The organism is Phaeobacter sp. JH204B (assembly GCF_048055755.1).
GTDB lineage: Bacteria > Pseudomonadota > Alphaproteobacteria > Rhodobacterales > Rhodobacteraceae > Phaeobacter > Phaeobacter bryozoorum.
The window spans coordinates 115,755-141,981 of record NZ_JAYMXF010000002.1; the positions used below are offsets into that span (position 1 = coordinate 115,755).

Below are 26,227 nucleotides of genomic sequence, written 5' to 3' on the forward strand. Positions count from 1 at the left end.
ATGCTGTGGAATTCACTCAATCAAACGGTCGAACTGGGATGGGATTTCTACCTGCCGGTGATCATGTTCGTGGCGCTGATTGCGCTGGCGGTACCTGTCTGGGCCGCCATTGGTGCTGCTGCCATCACCATGCTGGTGATGTCGGGAGATTTGCCGCTGAGCGCCATCGGTGAAAGCCTGTTCACCGGCATTGATGCCTTTGCGCTGACCGCGGTGCCTTTGTTCATCCTGACCGGCGACGTGCTGGTGCGCACCGGCCTCAGCAAGAAATTTCTGGATGTGGCAGAGGCGCTGACCTGCTGGACGCGGGGCGGCTTCGGCTCGGCCACGGTGCTGGTCTGCGGCATGTTCGCGGCGATCTCCGGCTCCGATGCGGCCGGTGCTGCCGCCGTCGGGCGGATGACCATCAACCGGCTGGTCGAAAGCGGCTACCCCCGCCCCTATGCCTGCGCGCTGGTCGCGGCGGGTGCCTGCACCGGCATCCTGATCCCGCCCTCCATCGCCTATATCATCATCGGCCTGGTGCTGGGCATTTCCGCCTCCACCCTGTTCCTGGCGGCGCTGATCCCGGGAATTGCCATTCTGGTGTCGATCCTGGTCACCAATATCATCATGAACCGGCTTTACACTTATGAGACCGGCGGCAACATGGGGTTCGGTGAATGGCTGGGCAATCTGGGCCAGTCGCTGAAATCCGGCTGGTATGCCTTCATCGTGCCGGGGATCATCTTCTATGGCATCTTCTCAGGCCGCCTGACCCCGACAGAGGCCGGCGCCACGGCAGTGGTCGTCACCATCCTGATGGGCTTTGTCCTCGGCACCCTGAAACTGGCGGATTTCCCCGCGATGCTGGTCAGCTCAGCCAAGGTGAACGGGGTGATCCTGCCGATCATCGCCTTCTCCGCGCCGCTGGCAGAGGCGCTGGCGATCATGGGTGTGCCGCAGGGGTTTGTGACGGCTGTGACCGGGCTGACCGATGACCCCTCTGTGCTGATCCTGCTGATGATCTGCATCCTGATTGCGGCCGGCTGCGTGATGGAGACAACCCCCAACATCGTGATCCTGGCGCCGATCCTGAAGCCGCTCGCCGACAACATCGGCATGAACGAAATCCAGTTCTGCATCATGATGATCACCGCGCTGGGGGTCGGCTTTATCACCCCGCCCCTGGGCCTGAACCTCTTTGTCGTCTCCGGCATCACCGGCGAGTCCATCCTCAAGATCGCCGCCCGCGCCATCCCCTTTGTGCTGACCATGCTGATCGTGGTGCTGCTGATCGCCTATATCCCCGCGATTTCGACCACGCTGCTTCCTGATATTTACAAGTAGGACCCTCTGACATGACCCGTGAATACCTGAAAAAGGCGGCCCTGACCCCCAAGTCGGACGCGTCCGAGACCCATAAGATCGTGCAAGGCATCCTGGACGACATTGAGGCCGGCGGCGATGCCAAGGCGCTGGAGTATGCCGCGAAGTTCGACAAATACGAGGGTAACGTCCTGCTGACGACAGAGGAGATCGAAGCCGCCTGCGCGCAGGTACCGGAGAAGCTCAAGGCCGACATCCGGTTTTCCCACGACAACGTGCGCCGCTTTGCCGAGCTGCAGAAAAGCACGATGCAGAACGTGGAGACCGAAATCTGCCCCGGCTTCATCACCGGGCAAAAGGTGATCCCGGTGGATGCGGCGGGCTGCTATGTGCCGGGCGGGCGCTACAGCCATATCGCCAGCGCCATCATGACGGTGACCACCGCCAAGGTGGCGGGCTGCAAGCACATCACCGCCTGCTCGCCGCCGCGCCCCGGCGTGGGCGTGGCCCCCGCCATCGTCTATGCCGCCCATATCTGCGGCGCCGACAAGATCATGGCGATGGGCGGCGTGCAGGGGGTTGCGGCGATGACCTTTGGCCTGTTCGGCCTGCCCAAGGCCAATATCCTGGTCGGCCCCGGCAACCAGTTCGTGGCGGAGGCCAAGCGCATCCTGTTCGGCCGCGTCGGCATCGACATGATTGCTGGCCCGACCGACAGCCTGATCCTGGCCGACAGCACCGCCGACGCCCATATCGTCGCCACCGATCTGGTGAGCCAGGCCGAGCATGGCTATAACTCGCCGGTCTGGCTGGTGACCGACGATCGCGCCCTGGCCGAGGACGTCATGCGGCTGGTGCCGGGGCTGATCGACGACCTGCCGGAGGTGAACCGCGAGAACGCCGCCGCTGCCTGGCGCGACTATGCCGAGGTGATCCTGTGCAAAGACCGCGAGGATATGGCGGCCTGCTCCGACGAATACGCGCCCGAGCATCTGACCGTGCAGGCAGAGGATCTGAACTGGTGGCTGGAGCAGCTGACCTGCTACGGCTCGCTGTTTCTGGGCGAGGAGACCACGGTCTCTTACGGGGACAAGGCGGCGGGCACCAACCACGTGCTGCCGACCTCGCGCGCGGCCAGCTATACCGGCGGCCTCAGCGTTCACAAATACATGAAGATCGTCACCTGGCAGCGCGCCACCCGCGAAGGCTCGAAACCGGTGGCGGAGGCCACAGCGCGCATTGCCCGGCTGGAAGGGATGGAAGGCCACGCCCGCGCTGCTGATGTGCGGCTGGCCAAGTATTTCCCCGACGAAACCTTTGACCTGACCGCCAATGGCTGACCCGCGCGCCCTGTTCGATCTGACGGGCCGGACCGCCTGCATCACCGGCGCCAGCTCCGGGCTGGGGCGGCGCGCGGCCATCGCGCTGGCCGCCGCCGGGGCGCAGGTGGTCGCGGTGGCGCGCCGGGCGGAGGCGCTGGCAAGCCTTTGTGCAGAAATCGGACCAAGCGCGGCTTATGCGGTCGCGGATGTGGCGGACCGCAGCGCGCTGGAGGCACTGCGGGACACCGTCACCGACCCTTTTGGCGCGCCGGACATCCTGATCCACGCGGCCGGCGTCAACACGCGGCAGCCTGCGGATGAGGTGACCACGGAAGGCTGGGACCGCACCCTGGCGCTGAACCTCTCGGCGCCCTTCTTCCTTAGCCAAACGTTTGTGCCTGCGATGAAGGACAGGGGCTGGGGGCGGATCGTCAATTTCTCCTCGCTCCAGACCTCCCGCGCCTTTCCCGGCGGCATCGCCTATGGCGCCAGCAAGGGCGGGATCGGCCAGCTGACCCGCGCCATGGCGGAAGCCTGGTCGCCCCACGGCATCACCGCCAACGCGATCGGGCCGGGGTTCTTCCCGACCGAGCTGACCCAATCAGTATTCGAGGATGACGCGCGCGCCGCCCGCAACGCCGCCCAGACCTGCATCGGCCGCAACGGGCGGCTGGAGGATCTCGACGGGCCGCTCTTGTTCCTGTGTTCGGAGGCCTCGGCCTATGTCACCGGGCAAATCCTGATGGTTGACGGGGGGTTCACCGCGAAATGAAAGCCTTGGTTTATGAAGGGGTTGAGACGCTTGCCGTCCGCGATGTGCCGATGGCCGCGGGCCAGCCGGGCGAGCATCTGATCCGCATCCATGCCTCCGGCATCTGCGGGTCGGACATGCACGCCTATCTGGGCCATGACGACCGCCGGCCCGCACCGCTGATCCTCGGGCACGAAGCCGCGGGGGTGGTCGAGGACGGGCCGCAGGCAGGCCGCCGCGTCACCATCAACCCGCTGGTCACCTGCGGCAGCTGCGCGGCCTGCGCATCGGGGCGCGAAAACCTCTGCGCCAGCCGCCAGATCATCTCCATGCCGCCGCGCGAGGGCGCCTTTGCCCAGTTCGTGGCGATGCCGGAACGCAATCTGGTGACCGTGCCGGACGCGGTCCCGCTGGCAAAGGCTGCGCTGGCAGAACCGCTGGCGGTCAGCTGGCACGCCGCCCGGCTGGCGCTGGAGGCGCTGCACCCGGACACCGAACGCCGCGCGCTGGTGATCGGCGGCGGTGCCATCGGGCTGGCGGCGGCGCTGGCGCTGCGCGCGATGGGGGTGGAGGACGTCACGATCCAGGAATCCAACGCCGCGCGCCGTGCCTTTCTGACAGATCGCTGCGGCCAGCAGGCGGTGGCGGAGTTTCAGGGCATGGTGCCGCTGGTGGTGGACGCGGTGGGCTATGCCGCCACCCGCACTGCCGCCTCTGCCACTGCCGCGCCCGGCGGGGTGATTGCTCATGTTGGCTTGGGCGAGGACACCGGCGGCTTGGATATCCGCCGCATGACGCTGCAGGAAATCACCTTCATCGGCACCTACACCTATACCGCGCAGGATTTCCGCGACACCGCGCAGGCGATCTTTGACGGCCGTCTCGGGCCGCTGGGCTGGTCTGAGCTGCGTCCGCTGTCAGAGGGCGCCGCTGCCTTTCGCGATCTGCGCAGCGGCGCGGTGGCGGCGCCCAAGATCATCCTCGACCCCTGGGCCTGAGCCCGCGCCCCTAACAAACGGAGAGCAACGATGTATGACAAAATCCTGGTTCCCATGGCTCTGGATCACGGGGTGTCGGGGACAACGCTGAAGGCCGCCGCCACCCTGTGCAACCCCGGCGGGCAGATCACGGCGCTGCATGTCTATGAGGCACCACAGGGATCCGTCAGCACCTACCTCGACGAGGACGCCCTGCGCGAAGGCCTGGCCAACGCCCGTCTGCAGCTGACAAAGAAAACCGCAGGTCATGGCGATGTATCGACAGAAATCGTCAAGGGCCGGTCCTACCGCGCCATTGTCGAATACGCGCAGCAGCATGGCATGGACTGCATCGTCGTCGGCTCGCACAAACCGGGTCTCAGCGACTTTTTCCTCGGCTCGACTGCTGCCCGCGTGGTCCGCCACGCGCCCTGCGCCGTGCATGTCTGCCGCACCACCTGACCCCGAGAAACAAGACACCCGAAGCAAAGGCAACCTACCATGACCATAGACAAGAGGATCGCTGACGATCTGGCGGCCAACGGCGTCTCCTTCGTCACCACCGTGCCCTGCAAGCAGCTGGCCGGTGTGATCGAGGAGATCGACCAGCGCGACGACATCTTCCATATCCCCTCCAACAAGGAGGATGAGGGCATGGGGCTGTGCGCCGGCGCCTGGATGGGCGGCAAGCGCCCGGCCATCATCATGCAGAACACTGCCATCGGGGTCACCATCAACACGCTGGCGACGCTGATCCAGTACTACCGGATGCCGCTGCCGATGCTGATCTCCTACCGCGGCGAGCTGCGCGAGCCGGTGGCCTGCCAGGTGGAGATGGCGGTGCATACCAAGGCGCTGCTGGCCCAGCTCAACATCCCCACCTACCACTTTCACTGTCAGAAAGACGTCGAGGAGCTGGACAACATCCTGAAATACACCTTCATGTGCAACAAACCCGTTGCCATCCTGACCGACGCCAACTTCTGGGGAGGCTATGGCGACCAATGATCCGTTCCGAAATCCTGAAAGAGATCGCGCCGATCCTGCGCAACGAACTGGTGGTCTGCAACATCGGCATTCCGTCGCAAGAGCTGCACGCCATCGACGACCAGCCCAGCAATTTCTACATGCTGGGCACCATGGGGCTGGCGTCCTCCATCGGCTTGGGACTGGCGCTGGCGCAGCCGAAGCCTGTGATCGTGATCGACGGGGACGGCTCGATCCTGACCAACCTCGGCACCCTGCCCACCATCGGCAACAACGCGCCCGGCAACTATATCCTGATGATTATCGACAACGGCTCCTATGGCTCCACCGGCGATCAGCCGACCTATACCAGCCAGCGCACCGATCTGGCCGGCATGGCCCGTGCCGCCGGCTGCGCCCGGGTGGTGGAGGTGCAGGACAAGGACACCGGCCCTGCGCTGGAGGAGGCGCTGGCCAGCGGCGAGGCGACGGTTCTGGTGGTCAAATGCGACAGCGGCAACGCCAAGATGCCGGTGATCACGATGGACCCGGTGGTGATCCGCGACCGCTTCATGAAGGCCGTGGCCGGCTGATGGGTGCAGGCGCCATCCATTCGGCCGAGGACGCCCGCCGCCTGGCCCGGCGGCGGCTGCCCTGGATGGTGTTTGACTATATCGACGGTGCCGCCGGGCAGGAAACCGGGGCGGCGCGCAACCGCGCTGCCCTGGACGCCATCACCCTGCGGCCCCGTATCCTGCGCGATGTCAGCCAGCGGTCGCTGGCGGTTCGGATTTTTGGTGCCGAGGCGGACCGGCCCTTCGGGATTGCCCCCATGGGCATGTGCAACCTCGCAGCCCCCGGCGCCGACCTGATGCTAGCCCGGCTGGCGGCGCGCTACCGGGTACCGCATGGGGTCTCGACCGTTGCCTCGACCCCCTTGGAGACTATCCTGGAGGCGGCGGAGGGCTATGCCTGGTTCCAGCTCTATTTCAGCGGCGACGGCACCGGCACCTTCAAACTGGCGGAGCGCGCCCGCGCAGCCGGGTACCAGACGCTGGTGCTGACGGTGGATGTGCCCGAGGTGGGCCGCCGCCCGCGCGAGTTGCGCCATGGCTTCAAAATGCCGTTCCGCATCGGCCCGCGGCAGTTCCTCGATTTTGCCCTGCACCCGCGCTGGTCGCTGACGGCGCTGCTGAAGGGCAAGCCGGTGATGGCGAATTTTCTGATGGAAGGCTATGACTTCGACCGCACCGAAAGCCGGGCGCGCGCCACTTGGGACACGCTGGCACGGCTGCGCGATCTCTGGCCCGGCAAGCTGGTGATCAAGGGCGTGCTGGACGTTGAAGACGCCCGCGCGCTGGTGGCGGCGGGCGTCGATGCCATTCAAGTCTCCAGCCACGGCGCCCGGCAACTTGAGGCAGCCCCTACCCCGATCGAGATGCTCGCGAAGATCCGGGCCGCGCTGGGGCCGGAATTCCCGGTGTTCTACGACAGCGGCCTCCGGTCGGGTGAAGACGTCCTGAAAGCCTTGTCCATGGGGGCTGATTTTGTATTTCTGGGCCGCATTTTGCAGTTTGCGATTGCTGCAAAAGGAGAATCCGGACTGACCCAGCTTTGGCAGGCGCTCAGCGACGAGTTGAGTATTGCCATGGCACAGACCGGGCGCAACTCACTGGATCGCCGTGACCATCAGATCTGCTAAGATAACGGAATACCCACGCGTGACGCCCTGCGCATTCACGCCGCATCGCTGCGCTGGCTTTTTGCAACGACGCTAAGGTGGTAGGCTTGGCAGACTTCTCCACCCGCTTCGAACCGGGGGCCTGCCGAGCTTATCGAGAGGCTGGCCCTGCGCATGAGCAGCGCCGCCGTCACCGAGGTGATACACAAGAACGTATCAATATTCCAATCCCGGGCGAAACGGGCAAACCCCTGTTCCAGCAGCCGCCGCACCCGCATTCTGTCACGGGCTCCCAGAGTGTCTTCGACAAAGAACCGGCTGACCTCCCAGATCCCCGGATCCTGTGGCGCGGCGTCATCCAGCACATTGGAGGGCAGTCCCGGCAGCAGGCCCAGCTGCGCATCCCGCAACATATAGCTGGTGTTCATACATTGCGCTGTTGTGGGGGTCAGCCTAAAGCCGCCGAGAACAGCCATCCCGTCGTGAACTGCACAGTAGATACTCTCGGGCGTGTCATATTGGTCGAACTCCAATCCACGCACATTGGGCAGATCCCAGCGCCGTAGCTTGACGAAATGACGGTAGCGCGCGCGCAAAAGCTCGGTAAAGAGCGCGCCGGTCTCCCCAAAATTATCAAATGTAATATCTGTCGACTGCATCCGCGATCCGGCCAGCTGTTCCTGCCGCCCGCGGGCGTGCATTCTGCAAATTTATCGAAAATTTGACTCAACCTATCCGGCAATCGTAAATTTTGAATTAATTCCTGTGGGTTGAACTTCTTTTTACGAACGGTTCTTGTCGGTGTGAGAGCCGATCAGACCGTGCGAGTTAACGACGGCATCGCTATCTTGCGAATTTCCGACAGTAGAACCGATTTCTTGACAGGTTTGGCAAGGTAACTGGCCGCACCCAGCTGCAAAAACAGCTCCTGCTCCTCAGGGGCCGCATTCGCTGTCAACATGATCACCGGGGTGGCCCCGATCCGTCCACCACGCCGCAGCATTTCGGTCAGTGTTTCGCGACCGTCCATGACCGGCATCTTCATGTCCAACAGCACAAGATCAACCGGGTTCTGCTCAAGCCAGGCAAGCGCCTCGACGCCATTTTCGGCATCTGTGATCTGGACGTTGCTGTTTTTGAGGAAGGCGCGAACGACCATTCTATTGGAGGCGGTATCATCCACCAAGAGGATCGACAGCCCCCCGAGATCGCTGATCTCGCTACCGGTTGCCGGCTGTTGAAGGGTCTCAACCTCCGCAGGGTCGAGGCTTTTTATCGGACAGAAAAAGGTAAAGCAGCTGCCCCAGTCGGGGCTGGTCCGAACGGTGATATCGCCCCCCATGATGCGTGCCAGATGGCGGGCGATCGCCAGGCCCAGACCGGTGCCCGGCACATTTGGGGCAGCCTTGTCGATGGCACGATAGAAATCCGTGAACAGCTTGGCGCTCTGCTCGGGTGTCATGCCACGTCCGGTATCCGACACCGCGACACGCAGCATCGCACGCCCCTCGAACTCTTCGATATCGGCGACGACCTCGACATGGCCGACCTCGGTGTATTTCACGGCATTCGAAACAAGGTTTCCGATCACCTGACGCAGGCGCAGCGCATCACATTCGGCATAGTCGGGAATACCCGGCTCCAATCTGATATGAAGCCTGAGCCCCTTCTCATCCGCCCGTGCGCGATACATTTCAACGGCACTGGAGATTTCTTCGCTCGGGACCGCTGTCGCGAGGTTCAGCTCGAACTGACCTGACTCGATCTTGGCGTGATCCAATACGTCATCAAGAATGCCGGTCAGCGCCTGAGACGATTTGCGCAGAAGCTGCGTCTGCTCCCTCAGCGTTTCAGAGCCGGAGTTTTCCTCCTCGATCAGCTCGGACATGCCGCAGATCGCATTCAATGGTGTGCGGATCTCATGGCTCATCGCTGCGAGGAAACGGCTCTTCGCGCGGCTTGCAGCTTCTGCCGCACGCAGGGCCTCTTGCAGGCGGGCGGTCAGCCGGTGCTGCACCCACATGGCATGAAGCATGTAGGCGGCCCCCAGCAGGGCGACCACCGCTGCTATGACCATCTCTCCCGCACTGGCAAACCGGGACAGCGTCGCGCTGATCATATAGCCAACCGTGCAGATGATCGGCACCGCCGTGATGATACCGAAATGAAGCCAAGCTGACCGCGCAACAACACAGTGGTTGAGCGCGATGATCAGCAGCATTGCGCCCATCAGTTTCGGAAAGGGTTCCGGGTGCAGAAACAACAGCAATGACAGGGAGTTAAAGACGCAGACGCCGACGAATGCGGAGCCGGCAAACAGCAGCGTGTTGCGGACGGTCACCTCAGATATCAGCCTGCGATAGACCCGCAGCCCAACAACTTCGACAAGGACATAGGCGCCATAGACCACCGCGACGGCCTGAAACGACAGGAAGTAGAGCGACAACAGCGAGACCAGGCTGATGGAGGCAAACCGCGACGGAAGATCCGAGCGCACAAGCTGGTTTTGACTGGAAACGGAGTTCACGAGGTCTGGCGATAAAGAAAACAAACGCATCCTCCTTCCCGTGTTTCTTTGGCGCTGTCCCTTCGGTTACGCCCAAGCGTGAAAACAAGCCTCACCTGACTGCATCACTGCTAACCGATTCGTCCCTACCGTTAAATTGCAGTCAAATAATGACGGATGACTTAATACAGTCACGCTGGCCTCTTGACACAGTCAGGTGGATTACCCTGCGCGGTGGCGGTGGATCGGATAGGTCCTGTACCAAAAAGGCCAGCCCGCAGTGCAAGGGCCGGAAAGACCCACGTCATGACCGAAGGTCGCCTGAGGGCATCCCATCAACTGATTGCGACTGCAAAGAGCGTAAATCCATCGATCATACCAGCTATGTCAGGTAAATGGTGCCCCCACACGGACTCGAACCGCGGACCTACTGATTACAAATCAGTTGCTCTACCAGCTGAGCTATAGGGGCCTTGGGCAGCGAAATAGCGTCTCTGGATGGAGGGTGCAAGACGAAAAATTCGTCACCCACCCGAGAATTTCGCGGCGTCAATTTCGCAGCAGAGCCCGTGCCCTCTCGTAGCGATCGGCGCAGTGTTCGTCGTGGTCAGACAGGAGGCCGCTGAAGCCCTGCCTTGCAGGCGCATTGACGAAATAGTAGCGCTCAGGCGAAACCTGCGCCTGCTGGTTCGACAGGCAGGCGGTCAGGCAGCAGATGCCAATCTCTCCAGAGACCTACTGGCAGCGGTGGTGGAAATATATGATCATGGCCGCAACCGCATTGCAGGGGATGTCGCATACGTGTCGAAAGTATATGAACACCGCATCGCCAGAAAACCGGGCGCCACAACATGACCGATCCCCATTTCAACATCATGATCATCGGACAGGCCGGACGGTTGCAATATGAGGCGGTGCTGTTTGCCGCCTCTCTGCGACACTATGCTCCCGATTTTGCCGGGCGGCTCTATGTGGCGGTTCCGCAGCCTGGACCCAAGTGGCACAAGGACCCGAGCATCCGCAGCCAGCCGGTCTTGCAGGCGCTGGATATGCTTGGGGCGCACCTCCTGCCATTTCAGTCCGACGTCTTTGGTCAGGCCTACCCCTATGGGAACAAGATCGAGGCGCTTCTGGCGCTTCCGGAGGGGCAGCCTTTTGTCTTCTTTGACAGTGATACGCTGATCACCGGTCCGATTGATCAGCTGCCGTTTGATTTTGGTCGGCCCTCGGCATCGCTGCGGCGCGAAGGCACCTGGCCGAAGCCCACGCTCTATGGGCCCGATATGACAGGAATCTGGCGGGCGCTCTATGACCGTTTCGATCTGGATTTTGACAGCAGCCTCGATCTCAGCCAGCCTGAAAATTTCTGGCGCCGCTATCTCTACTTCAATGCCGGCTATTTCTATGGTGCCTGTCCGCAGGTCTTTGGGCGCCGGTTTCTCGACTATGCTACATCAATCCGCGACGACCTGCCCATGGCGCTGATCGGGCAGTCACTGGACCCCTGGCTGGACCAGATCGCCCTGCCCCTTGTCATCCACAGCCTGGGCGGTGGCCGCGACACGCTGCCGGAGGGATATCTCGACGGGGTGACCAGCTGCCATTACCGCAGCTTCCCGCTGCTATATGCGCGCGAGAGCGACGCCGTTGTCGACGCGCTGGAGACCGTGGCAAGTCCGAACAAAATCAAGAAAGTTCTGAAGCAATATGAGCCGATGAAACGGATGATCTACCAGGGGCGCGGTGCCAAGCTGCGCGCGATGTTTGACCGCGACAACCTGCCTCGCAAGGAGCAGGCCCTGCGCAATCGGATCAAATCCGCAGGCTTCTGGATGCGATAACCGGCGCCGCCGCTGGCAGCCCCGGATCAGGACCAAGGGCCAGGCAGCGCTGTTTCAATCGGCCCCGGCGTCACCGATCAAGAGGCGCGTCCAAATTGCGCCTTGCCTTACGCGCCGTGGCGGAGTGTTCTTACGCGCGAGACGTATTCGACCATCCAAGGGGAGCACATCCATGTCTGAAGCGCCAAGCTACGGGTTCGACACATTGCAGATTCACGCGGGCGCCAAGCCCGATCCGGCCACCGGTGCGCGGCAGACACCGATCTACCAGACCACGGCCTATGTGTTCCGCGATGCAGATCACGCCGCCGCCCTGTTCAATCTGCAGGAAGTTGGCTTTATCTATTCGCGCCTGACCAACCCCACGGTCGCTGTACTTCAGGAGCGCATTGCGACCCTGGAAGGCGGCGTCGGCGCGGTCTGCTGCTCTTCCGGCCACGCCGCACAGATCATGGCGCTGTTCCCGCTGATGGGCCCGGGCCGTAACGTCGTTGCATCGACGCGCCTTTATGGAGGCACCGTCACCCAGTTCAGCCAGACCATCAAACGCTTTGGCTGGTCAGCGAAATTTGTCGATTTTGACGACCCGGATGCGGTTGCGGCCGCAATTGATGACGATACACGGGCCGTATTTGGGGAATCGGTCGCCAACCCCGGCGGCTATGTGACCGATATCCGCTCGATTGCGGATGTTGCAGATGCGGCGGGCGTGCCGCTGATCATCGACAACACATCTGCCACGCCATACCTCTGCAATCCAATTGCCCATGGTGCGACGCTGGTGGTGCATTCCACCACGAAATACCTGACCGGCAATGGTACCGTCACAGGCGGCGTGATCGTCGATTCCGGCAAATTCGACTGGTCGGCAAATGACAAATTCCCGTCGCTGTCGCAGCCCGAACCGGCCTATCACGGGCTGAAGTTCCACGAGACCTTTGGCGGGCTGGCCTTTACCTTCCACGGGATTGCCATCGGTCTGCGTGACCTCGGCATGACGATGAACCCACAGGCCGCGCATTACACCTTGATGGGGGTCGAAACCCTTAGCCTGCGGATGGAACGCCACTGCGAGAACGCCAAAACCGTTGCGTCCTGGCTCGAACAGGATCCGCGGGTTGATTATGTGACCTATGCGGGGCTGCCCTCGTCGCCATATCACGCCCGTGCCAAGGAGCACTATCCCAAGGGCACCGGCGGGCTGTTCACCTTTGCGGTCAAGGGCGGCTATGACGCCTGTGTCAAACTGGTGAACTCTCTCGAGATTTTCAGCCATGTCGCGAACCTTGGCGATACCCGGTCGCTGATCATCCACTCGGCCTCCACCACCCACCGTCAGCTGACGCCGGAACAGCAGGAAGCCGCCGGCGCCGGGGCCAATGTCGTGCGTGTCTCGATCGGGATCGAAAATGCTGAAGACCTGATCGCCGATCTGGATCAGGCGCTGACCGCCGCCACCAGCTAGGGCAACGGCACTGCCAAAACATGAAAAAGGCCGGGGTAACCCGGCCTTTTTGCTATGTGGTTAGTCGGCGTCGGTGGATTTGATATCGTAGACAACCGACACGCTGTGACTAAAGCTCAGCTCGCCCGCCTCGATCGGCATAGGGGCGCTGCGGGCCATCTCCATCGCCATCATCGGCTGGCCACCGCCGGTCTCGCGGTCATGGATCGACCGTACCGGCCCCAGTTCGACCCCAGCGGCTTCGGCGAGCTGGGTCGCCTTGCGCAGGGCATCCTTTACCGCTGCCCCCCGGATCTGGTCCTGCACCTTGGCCGGATCGGCCACACCAAAGCTAAGCCCGCGGAAATCATTGGCGCCGACCCTCAGCACCTGATCAAGCACCTCGCCCAGACGATCCAGATCGCGGATCCTGAGGGCTAGGGTATTTGACGCCGAGAACCCGGTAATTTTGCGGCGGCCGTCGTCATAGCTGCGATCCTGCGACCAGACCGGGTTGAGCGAGATCTGCTGGGTCTGCATATCCTCAGCCGCGATGCCGGCCGCTCTCAACTCATCGACGACCTCCACCATCTTGGTCGAGACGGCCGACATGGCCAGCGCGGCCTCATCAGCTTCTTCGGTCACGCCAAGCGTGATTGTTGCCAGCGTGGGCGTGACCGCGATACGTGCGTCCCCGGTGACGGCAATCTGCCGGTCGATGCGGGTTTCATCGGCACTTGCCAGACCTGCTGCCAGCACGACGGCCAGGGCCGAGGCCAAAATATGTGTCGCTTTCATAGAACTGCTCCCTTTCTGAGGTGTTACATGGGGATGGCAATTGACCGCCTGCAAGGGGGAAATGGTGTCTTTTCCTTTCCCTTGCGCCCGCTCTGCCGTATGGTCTGCGCCAAGATCGCCTTGCCACACTGGGGTATGGGCACATTAGAGCTGAAGGCGTGTTTGCATCATGAAACCGGGGTTTGCACTCTCTCTGTCCTCCACCGGCGTTTGCCTGTTGCAGCGAGCCGCTGGTGGCTGGCGTCAGATTGGCACGGTTGCGCTGGATGTGGAGGATCTGGGTGAGGCATTGGCAGACCTGCGCCGACTGGGCGAACGGTACGCCCAGGGGCCGATCGCCTGCAAGCTCATCATTCCCAATGATCAGATCCGTTATCTGACCCTTCAGACCGGCGTCACTGACACTGCGGATCGTCGTGCCGCCGCCGAACGGGGACTGGACGGGGCGACCCCGTATCGGGTCGATGAACTGGCCTTTGACCTCAGCGAGGATGGATCGCAGACGCATGTGGCCGCAGTGGCCCGGGAGACACTGCAGGAAGCCGAAGATTTTGCTCTGATGCACGGGTTTCTGCCGGTTGGTTTCGTGGCGGTACCGGGCGATATGGATTTTCTGGGAGAGCCCTACTTTGGTGCCTCGCAGACGTTGCTGCAATCAGGGGAAGAACCGGCTGAGCCTGATGGAATTGCGGTCGTCAACATAGGCCCCGCCGCGCCGCCTGAGCCTGAGCCTGAGCCTGAGCCTGAGCCTGAGCCTGAGCCTGTGGAAAGCACGTCTGACGGCACCGAGGCCAGACCCGACGAGCAGCCGGATGCCCTGCCGACCGATGCCGCTGCTGTCGCCAAGGACGCAACGGCGGACGAAGCGGTTGTGAACACGGCTGCAACCGCGCCTGAAGCGAGCAACACTGTCGAAACCTCTGCGGTGGAGACCGCACCATCAGCGACAGCCGACACCCCAAGCGACCCCGCCGAACCCGCTGCCGCGACCGGGTTTTCCACGCGCAGGCGCAAGGAGGGCGCAGTCCGGAGCGAACCAACGCTGCGCGCCACGACCGCCGCTGCGGATGTGGCGTCGATCCCGGCTGGAACTTCCACGGACGCGGCGCAACCGTCAGATAAACCGTCGGACAAGGTCGCTGCTACAACACCAGGGCTGACTGCGAATGGCAAATCCCCTGATGCTGGTCGCGTGGTCCCGCATGCGGCGTTTGGCACGATCGCCCTGGCAGATAGCCCTGTCGGGTCTGGTGGTGGTCTGGGCAAGGCCCCGGCCATAGTTTCGCCGCCCGCAGCCGCCAAGGCCATCATCCCCCCGGCGCCAAAACCATCGGGTCCAGCGCCTGTCCTGCCCCGCGATGAAATGGTTGAGATTTCCCTGACGGACACCCCGAAGGATAAGAAATCCCTGCATGAAGCAGGCAAGGCTGCTCTGCTGGCCGGCGTCAGAAAGAAAAAAATCGGCGGCAAACCACGTTTCCTGGGGCTTGCTCTAGTGACGGCTCTGCTCCTATTCATGGCAATCGTGGCCGCCTGGGCCATACTTGCGGAAAAGCAGACGCGCAACGCCGTGACTGATGGCACCGCGGTCCCTCTGGACACGCCCGAGACCGCTGAGGCTGGCGACATTGCCCCACAGGTAAGCGCCATTCCCGATCAGCCGGACGATGGTTCCCTGCTACCGCTGGACAACATCTCCGATGACGCCGCCGCCGTGCCCTCCGACCCGGCAGAGAGCGACGTGGATGGGCTTTCCAGTACCGATACGGCGGTTCTGGATGCCCTGCGGCTTGAACAGGAGGGACCCGAAGCGGCGGAGCAGACGCTGACCGAAGACCTCGATCTGGCAGAGCTGGCACCTGAGGCGGACCCAGAAATGGGCGACGCCGAACAGGATACACCGCTGACCCGCGCCGCCCAATATGCGGCCACAGGTATCTGGCAGCACGCCCCCGAAACGCCGGAGGCACCGGGGGCGGAGAACCTCGAGACGCTTTACGTGGCCTCGATTGACCCGACAGATATTTCCGAAGATGCCATCGCGCTGCCGGATCCGGATCTCTACGCGACCGACCTGCAACTTGGTTCGGTCAGCACGCCAACGGCCCCCGGTCAGCAGTTTGAACTGGATGAGCGCGGCTTGGTCAAAGCGACTCCGGAAGGCAGCTTGAACCCGGATGGGGTCATGGTGTTCCTCGGTCGCCCGGAGAAAGTCCCGCCGCCGACACCGGCCCGCCCCGACCCCGAAGTTGCAGCGGCAGCAGAGGAAGCCGCGCGACAGGCGATCCTGTCGGAACTCCGGCCGAAGCAACGCCCAAGGGATCTGGTTGAGCAGAACGAACGGGCCCAGCTCGGCGGGTTGAGCCGCGCCGAGCTGGGCGCCTTACGTCCCCGCCCGCGCCCGCCCGGACTGAAGCCCGCTGAAGAGAACAGCCTGCCTGCAACCGCACAGGCCATTGCGCGCTCCGTGGTTCCGCGCGCGCGGCCGGCCAATTTTGCCAATCTGGTCGATCGTGCCCAACGCAACCCGCAGCGCAACGCGGAGCCGAGCATTGCCGAAGCCGTTGCCAGCAGCCCGCCGCAGACCGTGACGCCCCGGATCCCGTCCAGCGCGTCCGTGGCCCGTCAGGCCACGATCGACAACGCGATCAACCTGCGGCGCGTGAACCTGATTGGTGTCTATGGCACCCCTTCAAATCGCCGGGCGCTGATCCTGATGCCCAATGGGCGTTACAAGAAGGTGAAGGTCGGAGACCGGATCGACGGTGGCCGCGTTGTCGCTATCGGCGACAGCCAGCTGCAATACCAGAAAGGCAATCGAAATCTGACGCTGAAAATTCCGAGTGGCTAATTCCGAGTGGCTAGGGGCTGCATCTTAACTGAAGACGCTCATTCGAAGCTGACTTGTCAAAGCCGGACCTGCATAGGCCCGGCTTCTTTGGTTCAGTGGGGTAAGGGGCAGTTATTCTACCCCTGTAAGCTCTCCATTGGCGATCTGCTCGCGCTCGATCGATTCAAACAGAGCCTTGAAGTTCCCCTCGCCAAAACCATCGTCGCCCTTGCGCTGAATGAACTCAAAGAAGATCGGCCCGATCACGGTCTTGGAGAAGATCTGTAGCAGGATCTTGGTTTCGCCCCCGTCAACGACCCCTTCGCCGTCGATCAGGATGCCGTGTTTCTGCATCCGGTCCAGAGGCTCGTCATGACCGACGACACGATCATGGCTCATCTCGTAATAGCTCGCGGGCGGCGCCGGCATGAAGGTGATCCCGCGTTCGGAGATTTCGTCGGTCGCCCCATAGATGTCCTCGGTCCCGACAGCAATGTGCTGGATACCTTCACCGTTGTATTTCTTCAGATAGGACACGATCTGCCCGGTTTCGCCACGATCTTCGTTGATCGGAATGCGGATCCGGCCACAGGGGGAGGTCAGCGCGCGGCTCAACAGGCCGGTGAACTTGCCCTCGATATCAAAGAAGCGGATTTCCTTGAAGTTGAACAGTTCACCGTAGAACTTGAACCACTTGTCCATATTGCCCTTGTAGACATTGTGGGTCAGGTGATCGAGGTAGTAGAAGCCGACGCCGCGTGGTTTGGACTGCTTCAGCCACTCGAACTCTTCGTTATAGGGCGAGGTGTCATAGTACTGGTCGATGAAGTAGATCAGAGAGCCGCCGATCCCCTTGATCGCGGGCACATCCATGGTCTTGTCGTCGCCCTCATAGGCTTCGGCGCCTTTGGACAGGGCATGTTCGAACGCTTTTTGCGCGTCAACCACCCGCCAGCCCATCGAGGGTGCGCAGGGACCATGCTCGGCCACGAATTTCTCGGCAAAGCTACCGGCCTCGGCATTCAGGATATAGGTGATATCGCCCTGCTGCCACAGCTCCACGCCGGGCTTTGCCTTATGATGACCAACCAGCTCATAGCCCATGCGCGTAAACAGATCGCGCAGCTCCTGAGGCTCGGGGTGAGCGAACTCGACAAATTCAAAACCATCGGTGCCGGCTGGGTTTTCGGCGCTGATGACGGACTTCGGGGCATTATGCGGGAACGGACCCATGCGGCTTCCTCCAGATCGGGAATGGTGTAGCTGCATCCAGAATACCGCAATTCCGATGCTTGTTTTGCGCATAGTTTAGGCTACACCTAGGACCAGATGCGCAGAATGCGCATTCATCTAGTGATTTACGTGAAAGTTCCGCACATGTTGGACGCAACCGATCAGAAACTGCTGGCAGCCTTGCAGAAGGATGCCCATCTTACCGCGCAGCAGCTGGGAGAATTGCTGAATCTCTCTGCCAGTCAGGCGGGGCGGCGCAGGCAGCGACTGGAGGCTGATGGCTATATCCGCAGCTACGAGGCGCGGCTTGATCCTGACAAGTTGGGGTTGAGCGTACAGGGGTTTGTTCAGGTTCATCTGGAGAGCCACGGACCCGAACAATCTGAGCGATTTTCCCGGTTGATCAGATCGCGCCCGGAAATCACCTCCGCCTGGACGATGACGGGCGAAGCGGACTATTTACTTAGGGTATTTTGCACTGATTTGGCCGCCCTGAATCGACTTTTGCATGAAATTTTACTGCCACATCCCACTGTTGCGCGGGTCCAAAGTCAGATCGTCATGGCACAATTAAAAAGCGATGGCCCCCTGCCAACTTAAGGTTCCGTGAACACTCGTGCGATATACAAACACGGTACAGACTCAGAGATTGGATAGAGACCGTGTCCTTTGTAGATCGTCGCATTGAAAGCCGCCCCTCCCGCGGAGAAGCCCCTTTTGGGCTGAACGAAGTATTTTTCTCGCGCACTGACAGCCGCGGGGTCATTCTTGCCGGTAACTATGTATTTCAAAGGGTGTCCAATTACGACTGGGAAGAGCTGCTGGGCGCGCCGCATCGCACCATTCGCCACCCGGACATGCCCAAGGGCGTGTTTCAACTGTTCTGGGACACGATCAAAAGCGGCCAGACCATGGGCGCCTACGTCAAAAACAAATCGAAGGATGGCCTGTATTACTGGGTCTATGCGGTTGTCGTGCCCTGCGGCGATGGCTACCTGTCGGCCCGCCTCAAACCCAGCAGCAAGATCTTTGACAACGTGCGCGCCCTATATACCAAGCTGTTGGCTGCTGAAAAAGACGAAGGTCTGTCGCCAGAGGAAAGCGCCGAACGGCTGAAGAGCTGGATCGTCGAACATGGTTACGAAAACTACCGCCAATTCGCCACAAAAGCGATGAGCGAAGAACTGATCGCACGAGACATCGGGCTGGAGAACGAGCCGGATCAGATGATCGTCGATCTGTGCAAGATGCTGGCCAACGCCAAGACGCTTGTTGCGGAAACCGAAGGTCTGATCAAAGATTTCGACGCCATGCACACGATCCCGCATAACCTGCGGGTCATCGCGTCGCGCATTGAGCCATCAGGCGGTCCGGTCACCGTGCTCTCGCAGAACTACGGTGCTATGTCGCGCGAGATGTCGGATTGGTTCGCGGCCCATGTAATGGGGAAAGACAGCAATTTTGCGGTGATTGAAACCGCCGTCGATGATTCACTGTTTGTCGAATGTATGGTTCGCGTTCTAAAGGAATGCGACATCCAGCTTCAGAAAGAGCGTCGCAGCCTTGGCGATGTCGACATGCAGGGCGAGCGTGAGGTACTGGCCGAACTGGTGGCTGCGCAGCTTGAGCGCGCGGGCAAAGGACTGGATCAGGTGGACCGCGAGGCCTCGCGCATCATGCATGCCTGCCAGGTCATGCACCGACATTTTCTTGGCCTCAGCTCAACCCGTGTCCTGTGTAAGATTGAAAGCGCCCGCCTGCCGGAATCGGGCGAGACACTGGCCGATATCATCGACCAGCTCGGCGTGTTTCAGGAACGTATTTCCCATCGCCTGGAACGTATCGCCAAATTGAGCAATGAAATCCGCTCGCTGGAACGCTGAGACTGACCAAGCTGTTATGCGGCTCATTCTTTCGCATGGCGCTTTCGCGCGCCTGACCGGGGGCGCTCCTTGCTGTGGAGCGCCTCCGGGGTTCGTTGATCCCTCCGCATTTTGACATCCACGGCCGTGTCCCCGCCCGCTCTCATGATCGGTGGTGTGAAAGGCCGACCGGCGGCAACGCTCCGCTATCGGGACGGCGGCATGTTAGACGTTGCCAACACGCCCTACGCTTGCGATATCAAAGCCTATGGACGCATTTCTTTATCAGGCGACAATTTACCTAGCAGCCGCTGTAATTGCGGTGCCCATCGCGGCGCGGTTGGGCCTCGGTTCCGTGCTTGGCTATCTGGCGGCCGGGATCATCATCGGACCGGTTTTTGGCTTCGTCGGAAGCGAAGCAGAAGACCTGCGGCATTTCGCCGAATTCGGCGTCGTCATGATGCTGTTCCTGATCGGATTGGAGCTTGAGCCGCGCGCGCTTTGGGCAATGCGGAACAAACTGCTTGGCCTTGGGGGATTACAGATCCTTCTCAGCACCGTGGCCCTGATGGGCGCGGCCATGCTGGCGGGGGAGACCTGGCAGGTCAGCCTGGCCGTTGGTCTGGCGCTCTCGCTCTCGTCAACTGCGATCGTCTTCCAGACCCTCTCGGAGAAAGGCCTGATGCGTACCGGTGGCGGGCGGGCGACATTCTCGGTGCTGCTGACACAGGATATCGCGGTCATCCCGATTCTTGCACTGCTGCCCCTGCTCGCTGCCCAGCATGGCGCTCAGATCATTGGCGATGGATCCATTGCGCGCAACGCCGAGGAAGCCCATGCGGCCTCCGGCCACGCAACGCTTTCTCTGGTCGAAGGGCTGCCCGGCTGGGCCGTGACACTGGTCACCATTGGCGCGATTGCGTCCATTGTGCTGGCCGGTGTCTATCTTGCCCGCCCGGTCTTCCGCTTCATCCATGCATCGAATCTACGGGAGATGTACACCGCCCTGGCGCTGATGATCGTCGTCGGCATTTCCTTCCTGATGACGCTGGTTGGTCTCTCGCCTGCGCTTGGCGCCTTTCTGGCCGGGGTTGTTCTGGCCAACAGCGAATTTCGCCATGAACTCGAAAGCGATCTCAACCCTTTCAAGGGGCTGCTGCTGGGGCTGTTCTTCATCACGGTCGGGGCTGGCATCAACTACCGCCTGTTCCTGGCCGAGCCGGGCGATCTGATCGGCCTTGCGCTTCTCGTCATCCTTGCAAAAGGCATAGTGCTTTATTTTGTCGGCAAGGCCTTCGGCCTGAAGAAACGAAATCACTGGCTGTTTACGCTGGGCCTTGCACAGGCGGGGGAGTTTGGCTTTGTCCTGCTGGCATTTTCGCGGCAGCTCAATGTCGTGCCGCCCGAGCTGTCGGAAAAGCTGCTTCTGGTGATTGCATTGTCGATGCTGATCACCCCGCTTCTGTTCATCCTCTATGACGTGCTGTCGAAATACAGCAAGGACAACCCCAAGGAACAGGCCGCCGACGAAATCGACGAAGAAGGTCCCGTCATCATAGCCGGGATTGGCCGCTTTGGTCAGATTGTCAATCGTCTGGTGCGCGCCAGCGGGTTCAACACGGTTGTGCTCGATAGCAATATGGCCTCGGTACAGCTGATGCGCCGGTTCGGGGTGAAGAGCTTCCTCGGCGATCCGACCCGGCCAGAGCTGCTAAAGGCCGCGGGGATTGCCAAGGCCAAGGTTCTGGTTGTCGCATTGGATGATCGCGAGGCCGCGCTGAGGCTGGTCGCCCATGCCCGTCGCGGCCATCCGGAGCTGCATATCGTTGCGCGCGCCTTCGACCGCAACCACGTGTTTGAGCTCTATAAGGCGGGGGCGAATGATATCGTCCGCGAGATGTTCGACAGCTCGCTTCGCGCGGGGCGCTACGTTCTGGAGCAGATCGGCCTAAGCGAATATGAGGCCGCACAGGCTGAACAGACCTTTTATGCGCATGACCGCCATACTGTGCGGGAACTGGCGAGCCTCTGGATCCCGGGCACGCCGGCCAGTGAAAACCCAGCCTACATCGCCCGCGCCCGCGAGTTGGAAAAAGATCTGGAAACAGCCCTGCTGGAGCTTGCCGAAGCCAAGAAGTCCACTGACCAGAAGTCAGCCTGAGCGCCGATCCTGCCCCGTCGCGCCCCGGCCTAGCTGACCGAGACGCCCGCCTCTTCAAATGTCGCCATACCGCTGTGGCAGGCAACGGCGGCCCGCAGGACCTGGATCGCCAAAGCCGCACCCGATCCCTCGCCAAGGCGCAGGTCAAGCGAGAGAAACGGCGGCTTGCCCAGGTGGGTCAACAGCGCGGCATGGGCGCTTTCGGCGCTCTGGTGACCCGCGACCGCATGATCCAGCGCCGCCGGATGGGTCCGCATCAGGCAGGCCGCAGCGGCACAGCAGATAAAGCCATCAAGAATAACCGGGATACGCATCATGCGGGCCGCAGTCATCGCCCCGGCCATGGCTGCAATCTCACGCCCGCCCAAACGGCGCAGCGCCTCGACACCGTCGGTGATGGCTGGGCCATGCAAGGCCACTCCTTCGGCCACGACCCGGGTTTTGTTGGCAAGCCCGGTATCATCAATACCGGTCCCCCGGCCGGTCCAATCCGCAGCGTCGCCGCCAAACAGCGCGCAGGCCAGCGCTGCGGCGGGGGTCGTATTGCCGATGCCCATTTCGCCGACAACAAGCAAATCCGCAGCCGGATCCACCGACTTCCACCCGGTCTGAAGCGCGCTGAGCAGCTCGACGCTGTCCATGGCGGCGCCTTTGGTAAAATCCTGAGTCGGTTTTTCAAGATCAAGGCTGTGAACATCTAGCCGGGCGCCTGCCAGCTTGGCCAGCTGATTGATCGCCGCGCCGCCGTGTTTGAAGTTCGCGACCATCTGCGCTGTCACTTCACTGGGAAAGGCAGACACCCCCTGCTCCACAATCCCGTGGTTACCGGCAAAGACGATCACCTGCGGCGCGCGGATCACCGGACGCTCGCTTCCGCGCCAGCTGCCGTACCAGATTGCCAGATCCTCAAGCCGCCCCAGCGAACCGGGCGGTTTGGTCAGTTGACTGTTGCGCTCGGCGGCAGCGGTCTCAGCCTGTTCGTCCACCCCCGGGGCCTGCGCAAGCTGCGCACGAAAGTGATCAAGCGAAAAGAGCGGTGACAGCATTGAAAGCCTCATTGCATCGAAGGGGTCGTCGCAGGTAAAGCGGATCATCCGTATGTACCCGTTCATCTTGACACCGCAAGCCCTCTGTGAGGCCCGCAAATGCGAAAAAACGACATATCTGGCATAGATTTTCTACTCGTGTTGATCTTGTTGACACGTTTGCCGATGCCAAAGTTGCAAAAACAACAGTTTGCGCGCCATGCGCACGCGGTCTGGGCCTTCCCCTTTGCCGGGGTTGCCGTTGCGTTACCTGCCTGCATTCTGTCGATGATGGCGCTGGCCTTCGGGCTCAGCCCGATGGTCGCGGCGGGGATTGCGCTGCTGACGCAGACGGTGCTGACCGGGGCGATGCATGAGGACGGGCTGGCCGATACAGCTGATGGGTTCTGGGGTGGCTTCACGCGGGAGCGGCGGCTGGAGATCATGAAGGACAGCCATATCGGCACCTATGGCGTTCTGGCCCTGATCCTGAGCGTTGGCCTGCGCTGGATGGCGTACGCCAGCATTCTGGCGGCGGCCGCCCCGTGGGCCCTGCTGCCTGTTGCAATGCTGAGCCGGGCCATGATGCCACTGGTGATGGCCGCGCTTGCGAATGCGCGCGGCTCGGGTCTGTCATCCTCCGTCGGCCGACCGCCTTGGCGTGCCTGCGGGCTGGGGCTGGCGATTGCGGGTCTGGTGGCGCTGCTGATACTGGGCTGGTCAGGCTGGGGCGTATTGCTGGCCATGCTTGCCGCGACAGGTGTGATCGCGGCAACCGCGCGTACCAAGATTCGCGGACAAACCGGGGATGTACTGGGGGCGACGCAACAGCTGAGCGAGCTTTCCGGGTTGCTGGTCCTTGCGGCGGCGTTTGGCTGAACAGCCACGCCTGGTTCCGGTCACTCCACCCCGCTGGTGCGGATTTTCAGCTGCCCGCCGCAATGTTTACAATGCACCGCGTCGATATCGTGGCGCGTCAATCCGCATTGGCTGCAGGTGTAGCGCACCCGCTGGGGGTTAAAGATCGCCTGCGCCAGCCGCACGAACAAAGTCACCCCCACAACCATGACAAAAACCGAAAATGTCTTGCCAGCTGGTGTGGCCATGGTGATGTCGCCGAAGCCGGTCGTGGTCAGTGTCGCCACGGTAAAATACAGCGCGTCAATGTAAGGATAATCGCTGCCGGATGTATCCATGAAGAACACCAGAGCCGTCATCGAGGTTGCGAAGACAAAGATGAAGAGGTTGATCCCCGCGATGATTGCATCTTCATGGCGGCGGAAAAACCGGCTGTCGCGCCGCAGGTCCTGTAGCAGATGATAGGAGTGGATCAGCCGTAGCCCTCGCAGGATACGTAGGAAAGCCAGCCCTCCCGGCAGGATCGTCTCCAGCAGCAGTGAGATCAGCACCACTATGTCGGCCAGCGTATAGATGCGCCAGAGCAGTTTGCGGCGGTTGCCGCTGATCCAGAACCGCGCCGCCAGATCCAAAGCGATGACGACACCGGCCATCCAGCTCAGCCCGATCAGCCAGGGACCATGGGGAATATGGGCCGTCGACATGAAGAATAGAATTGTAACCGCATCAAATCCGATCAGCCCGTAGCGAAACCGGACCGACGCGCTGTCGGTCCCGCGATAGAGATCGGTCAGGCGAGTCTTTAGGTCCGTCATGGTGTTCTCTGCTCGTTTTTTGGGTCTTGGCTCGATGTGTCACACACGAACGCCGTCACGATCCACATGTCAGCGCCTAAAGCATAGCGCAAAAACGAAAAAGGCCACGCCCTGGAGCGCGGCCTAGGTTTCTTTGTTCGTATATCCGATGGATCGGACCCTGCGGCGATCAGATCTGGATCAGGCCGCGCGGGAGGTCAGCACCTCGTCCACCTGCTTGGCGGCGGAGATTTCGTCACCACCTGAAACCGCCGCAACCTCGCGCGTCAGACGCTCAAGTGCCGCTTCATAGAGCTGACGCTCGGAATAGCTTTGTTCACGCTGGTCATCGGTGCGGTGCAGGTCACGGACCACTTCAGCAATGGAGATCAGGTCACCGGAATTGATCTTCTGCTCATACTCCTGGGCGCGACGCGACCACATGGCGCGTTTGACTTTCGCCTTGCCTTTGAGCGTGGTCATGGCTTTGGCGATCACATCGGGGGAGCTGAGCGACCGCATGCCGATTTCGGTGGCTTTATTGGTCGGCACCCGCAGTGTCATCTTGTCCTTCTCAAAGGTGATCACAAACAGTTCCAGCGTGAAGCCGGCCACTTCCTGCTCTTCGATCGAGATGATCTGGCCAACGCCATGGGCAGGGTACACAACATAGTCGTCAGGGCGGAATTCAGGCTTCTTCGATTTAGTCATACAGGTCTTTCCTCGCTCTGTGCCGACCTTCGGGTCGGCTGGGCTGCCACACATCCACGCGCGCGGTGATCCGAATACCCGCACCCACAGAAATGCCGCAGAAAAACCGCCATAGGACCCGTGCGTCGCAGGGCGCACAGTCAAGGCGGACATCCGTGGTTGGTCATTTACTGAAAGAGTATATCATATTTTCTGCCCCACAAAAAGGCAGCGCTCCGTGAAACATCATGGTCCCAATGGATCCAGACCCGAAAAATGCCATAAAACGGCGGGTCTCAGGTGCGGCCCGTTCCCGGACCGCGCAGTCTTGCAAAGGTGAGTCGCGAAGCAACCAGCCAGCTGGAGCCGCAGACACCTGCTGTTATCAGCCGCCTTCGCCGGGAGCTTCGGAGAAGTACTTCTCCAACTTGCCTTCTTCTCCGTCGCGTTCCTCTGCATCTGGCAGCGGATCTTTCTTGGAGACGATGACCGGCCACATTTCGGAGTATTTCCGATTGAACTCAACCCATTTGTCCATATCCGGCTCGGTATCCGGGCGGATCGCATCGGCGGGGCATTCCGGTTCGCAGACGCCGCAGTCGATACATTCATCCGGGTGAATCACCAGGGTATTCTCGCCCTCGTAGAAACAATCGACCGGACAGACTTCGACGCAGTCGGTGTATTTGCAGGCGATGCAGTTATCCGTAACGACATAAGTCATGGTGGCCGAGTCCCGTAGCTGTTTGGCTTGTAGCTAATTCACCCGAGCGCCGGCTTCAAGATGTCAAAACGCACCATCCCGGCGACTAAGATCAAGCGCCCTGCGCTCTTTCTTATCCGGGCGACCTTTTCCTTCGTAGCGCGGATTACGCGGCACGGGGTCCTGTTTTTCGGTCAAATCAAAGTACAGCGCCTGTGCCTCTGGAGCAGGTCCGCGCCGTGTTCCAAGTGCTTCAACCCGGACGGTCCGGATGATGCGCCCTTGAGGGAAGGTCAGAACGTCCCCAAGAGAGACGTTCTGAGCCGGTTTTGCAATCTTGTTGCCATTGAGACGGAGATGGCCCGCGCTGACCATCTTGGCGGACAGGCTACGGGTCTTGAAGAACCGCGCCTGCCACAACCATTTGTCGATCCTGATCTTTTCAGAGACCTGCGTCATCCATGGCACCAGCAGCCG

At 61.4% G+C, this 26,227-nt stretch carries 24 protein-coding genes and 1 tRNA gene; 15 read left to right on the plus strand and 10 right to left on the minus strand.

The genetic code is table 11. The annotated features are described in order from the left end of the window. From VXL81_RS00565 to VXL81_RS00600, 8 genes are read left to right on the plus strand one after another with little or no spacing between them, the layout of a single operon-like run. Complete coding sequence (locus VXL81_RS00565) at positions 1 to 1,329, plus strand: TRAP transporter large permease (RefSeq protein ID WP_340544842.1); 1,329 nt, start codon at positions 1 to 3, stop codon at positions 1,327 to 1,329. An 11-nt stretch (positions 1,330 to 1,340) separates the two neighbouring features. Beyond that, positions 1,341 to 2,648, plus strand: a complete 1,308-nt coding sequence (gene hisD, locus VXL81_RS00570) for a histidinol dehydrogenase (RefSeq protein WP_416552471.1) — start codon at positions 1,341 to 1,343, stop codon at positions 2,646 to 2,648. Further along, positions 2,641 to 3,402, plus strand: a complete 762-nt coding sequence (locus tag VXL81_RS00575; RefSeq protein WP_416552473.1) for an SDR family NAD(P)-dependent oxidoreductase — start codon at positions 2,641 to 2,643, stop codon at positions 3,400 to 3,402. Before hisD ends, VXL81_RS00575 begins: the two co-directional genes overlap by 8 nt. Further along, positions 3,399 to 4,379, plus strand: a complete 981-nt coding sequence (locus VXL81_RS00580) for an alcohol dehydrogenase catalytic domain-containing protein (protein WP_416544044.1) — start codon at positions 3,399 to 3,401, stop codon at positions 4,377 to 4,379. The genes VXL81_RS00575 and VXL81_RS00580 overlap by 4 nt, the downstream gene beginning before the upstream one ends. A gap of 30 nt (positions 4,380 to 4,409) precedes the next feature. After that, positions 4,410 to 4,820 carry a universal stress protein gene (locus VXL81_RS00585; RefSeq protein WP_416552475.1) on the plus strand — a complete coding sequence of 137 codons (411 nt, stop codon included), beginning with the start codon at positions 4,410 to 4,412 and terminating at the stop codon, positions 4,818 to 4,820. A 39-nt stretch (positions 4,821 to 4,859) separates the two neighbouring features. Next, complete coding sequence (comD, locus tag VXL81_RS00590; protein WP_260099858.1) at positions 4,860 to 5,366, plus strand: sulfopyruvate decarboxylase subunit alpha; 507 nt, start codon at positions 4,860 to 4,862, stop codon at positions 5,364 to 5,366. Next, the gene (gene comE, locus VXL81_RS00595) at positions 5,363 to 5,917 is read left to right on the plus strand and encodes a sulfopyruvate decarboxylase subunit beta (RefSeq protein WP_058286650.1); all 555 of its coding nucleotides are present in this window, start codon (positions 5,363 to 5,365) and stop codon (positions 5,915 to 5,917) included. Before comD ends, comE begins: the two co-directional genes overlap by 4 nt. After that, a complete protein-coding gene (locus VXL81_RS00600; protein ID WP_416552478.1) occupies positions 5,917 to 7,026 on the plus strand; it encodes an alpha-hydroxy acid oxidase in 1,110 nt (369 codons plus the stop codon). The genes comE and VXL81_RS00600 overlap by 1 nt, the downstream gene beginning before the upstream one ends. Positions 7,027 to 7,061: 35 nt before the next feature. Here VXL81_RS00600 and VXL81_RS00605 read toward each other — a convergent pair whose 3' ends face one another. The 3 genes from VXL81_RS00605 to VXL81_RS00615 form a co-directional block, all read right to left on the minus strand. Continuing rightward, positions 7,062 to 7,664, minus strand: a complete 603-nt coding sequence (locus tag VXL81_RS00605) for an acyl-homoserine-lactone synthase (RefSeq protein WP_416540530.1) — start codon at positions 7,662 to 7,664, stop codon at positions 7,062 to 7,064. Positions 7,665 to 7,819: 155 nt separating this feature from the next. Continuing rightward, positions 7,820 to 9,562, minus strand: coding sequence for an ATP-binding protein (locus tag VXL81_RS00610; RefSeq protein ID WP_416552480.1), 1,743 nt, complete (start codon positions 9,560 to 9,562; stop codon positions 7,820 to 7,822). A 345-nt stretch (positions 9,563 to 9,907) separates the two neighbouring features. Further along, a tRNA-Thr gene (locus tag VXL81_RS00615) sits at positions 9,908 to 9,983 on the minus strand. Positions 9,984 to 10,362: 379 nt separating this feature from the next. On the opposite strand from VXL81_RS00615, the gene VXL81_RS00620 reads away from it, so the two are divergent. Beyond that, the gene (locus VXL81_RS00620) at positions 10,363 to 11,352 is read left to right on the plus strand and encodes a hypothetical protein (RefSeq protein ID WP_340544794.1); all 990 of its coding nucleotides are present in this window, start codon (positions 10,363 to 10,365) and stop codon (positions 11,350 to 11,352) included. Positions 11,353 to 11,524: 172 nt separating this feature from the next. After that, positions 11,525 to 12,817, plus strand: coding sequence for an O-acetylhomoserine aminocarboxypropyltransferase/cysteine synthase family protein (locus VXL81_RS00625; RefSeq protein WP_416534734.1), 1,293 nt, complete (start codon positions 11,525 to 11,527; stop codon positions 12,815 to 12,817). A gap of 60 nt (positions 12,818 to 12,877) precedes the next feature. Here VXL81_RS00625 and VXL81_RS00630 read toward each other — a convergent pair whose 3' ends face one another. Further along, entirely contained in the window at positions 12,878 to 13,594 is a 717-nt protein-coding gene (locus tag VXL81_RS00630; RefSeq protein WP_416534733.1) for an SIMPL domain-containing protein, read from the minus strand. 169 nt (positions 13,595 to 13,763) lie between these two features. Here VXL81_RS00630 and VXL81_RS00635 point away from each other — a divergent pair, with 169 nt between their 5' ends. After that, positions 13,764 to 16,445 carry a hypothetical protein gene (locus tag VXL81_RS00635; protein WP_416552482.1) on the plus strand — a complete coding sequence of 894 codons (2,682 nt, stop codon included), beginning with the start codon at positions 13,764 to 13,766 and terminating at the stop codon, positions 16,443 to 16,445. Positions 16,446 to 16,556: 111 nt separating this feature from the next. Here VXL81_RS00635 and hppD read toward each other — a convergent pair whose 3' ends face one another. Further along, a complete protein-coding gene (gene hppD / locus VXL81_RS00640; protein ID WP_340544789.1) occupies positions 16,557 to 17,657 on the minus strand; it encodes a 4-hydroxyphenylpyruvate dioxygenase in 1,101 nt (366 codons plus the stop codon). Positions 17,658 to 17,801: 144 nt separating this feature from the next. On the opposite strand from hppD, the gene VXL81_RS00645 reads away from it, so the two are divergent. The 3 genes from VXL81_RS00645 (at position 17,802) to VXL81_RS00655 (ending at position 21,680) form a co-directional block, all read left to right on the plus strand. Then, a complete protein-coding gene (locus tag VXL81_RS00645; protein WP_416552484.1) occupies positions 17,802 to 18,257 on the plus strand; it encodes an Lrp/AsnC family transcriptional regulator in 456 nt (151 codons plus the stop codon). Between the two features lie 62 nt (positions 18,258 to 18,319). Beyond that, on the plus strand, positions 18,320 to 19,540 hold the full coding sequence (locus VXL81_RS00650; RefSeq protein WP_340544787.1) for a PAS domain-containing protein: 1,221 nt from the start codon (positions 18,320 to 18,322) through the stop codon (positions 19,538 to 19,540). A gap of 247 nt (positions 19,541 to 19,787) precedes the next feature. Next, complete coding sequence (locus VXL81_RS00655) at positions 19,788 to 21,680, plus strand: monovalent cation:proton antiporter-2 (CPA2) family protein (RefSeq protein WP_416552486.1); 1,893 nt, start codon at positions 19,788 to 19,790, stop codon at positions 21,678 to 21,680. 29 nt (positions 21,681 to 21,709) lie between these two features. On the opposite strand, the gene cobT is transcribed toward VXL81_RS00655, so the two are convergent. Continuing rightward, the gene (gene cobT / locus VXL81_RS00660) at positions 21,710 to 22,726 is read right to left on the minus strand and encodes a nicotinate-nucleotide--dimethylbenzimidazole phosphoribosyltransferase (protein ID WP_340544785.1); all 1,017 of its coding nucleotides are present in this window, start codon (positions 22,724 to 22,726) and stop codon (positions 21,710 to 21,712) included. Positions 22,727 to 22,825: 99 nt separating this feature from the next. Here cobT and VXL81_RS00665 point away from each other — a divergent pair, with 99 nt between their 5' ends. Next, on the plus strand, positions 22,826 to 23,584 hold the full coding sequence (locus tag VXL81_RS00665) for an adenosylcobinamide-GDP ribazoletransferase (RefSeq protein WP_340544784.1): 759 nt from the start codon (positions 22,826 to 22,828) through the stop codon (positions 23,582 to 23,584). 20 nt (positions 23,585 to 23,604) lie between these two features. Here VXL81_RS00665 and VXL81_RS00670 read toward each other — a convergent pair whose 3' ends face one another. The 4 genes from VXL81_RS00670 to VXL81_RS00685 form a co-directional block, all read right to left on the minus strand. Further along, complete coding sequence (locus VXL81_RS00670) at positions 23,605 to 24,378, minus strand: ion channel (protein ID WP_340544783.1); 774 nt, start codon at positions 24,376 to 24,378, stop codon at positions 23,605 to 23,607. Between the two features lie 180 nt (positions 24,379 to 24,558). Beyond that, positions 24,559 to 25,068: a CarD family transcriptional regulator gene (locus VXL81_RS00675; protein WP_340544782.1), complete on the minus strand. Its 510-nt coding sequence runs from the start codon at positions 25,066 to 25,068 to the stop codon at positions 24,559 to 24,561. Between the two features lie 364 nt (positions 25,069 to 25,432). Continuing rightward, a complete protein-coding gene (gene fdxA, locus VXL81_RS00680) occupies positions 25,433 to 25,771 on the minus strand; it encodes a ferredoxin FdxA (RefSeq protein WP_008559821.1) in 339 nt (112 codons plus the stop codon). A 63-nt stretch (positions 25,772 to 25,834) separates the two neighbouring features. Beyond that, entirely contained in the window at positions 25,835 to 26,209 is a 375-nt protein-coding gene (locus tag VXL81_RS00685; RefSeq protein ID WP_340544781.1) for an RNA-binding S4 domain-containing protein, read from the minus strand. Between the last annotated feature and the right edge of the window lie 18 nt (positions 26,210 to 26,227).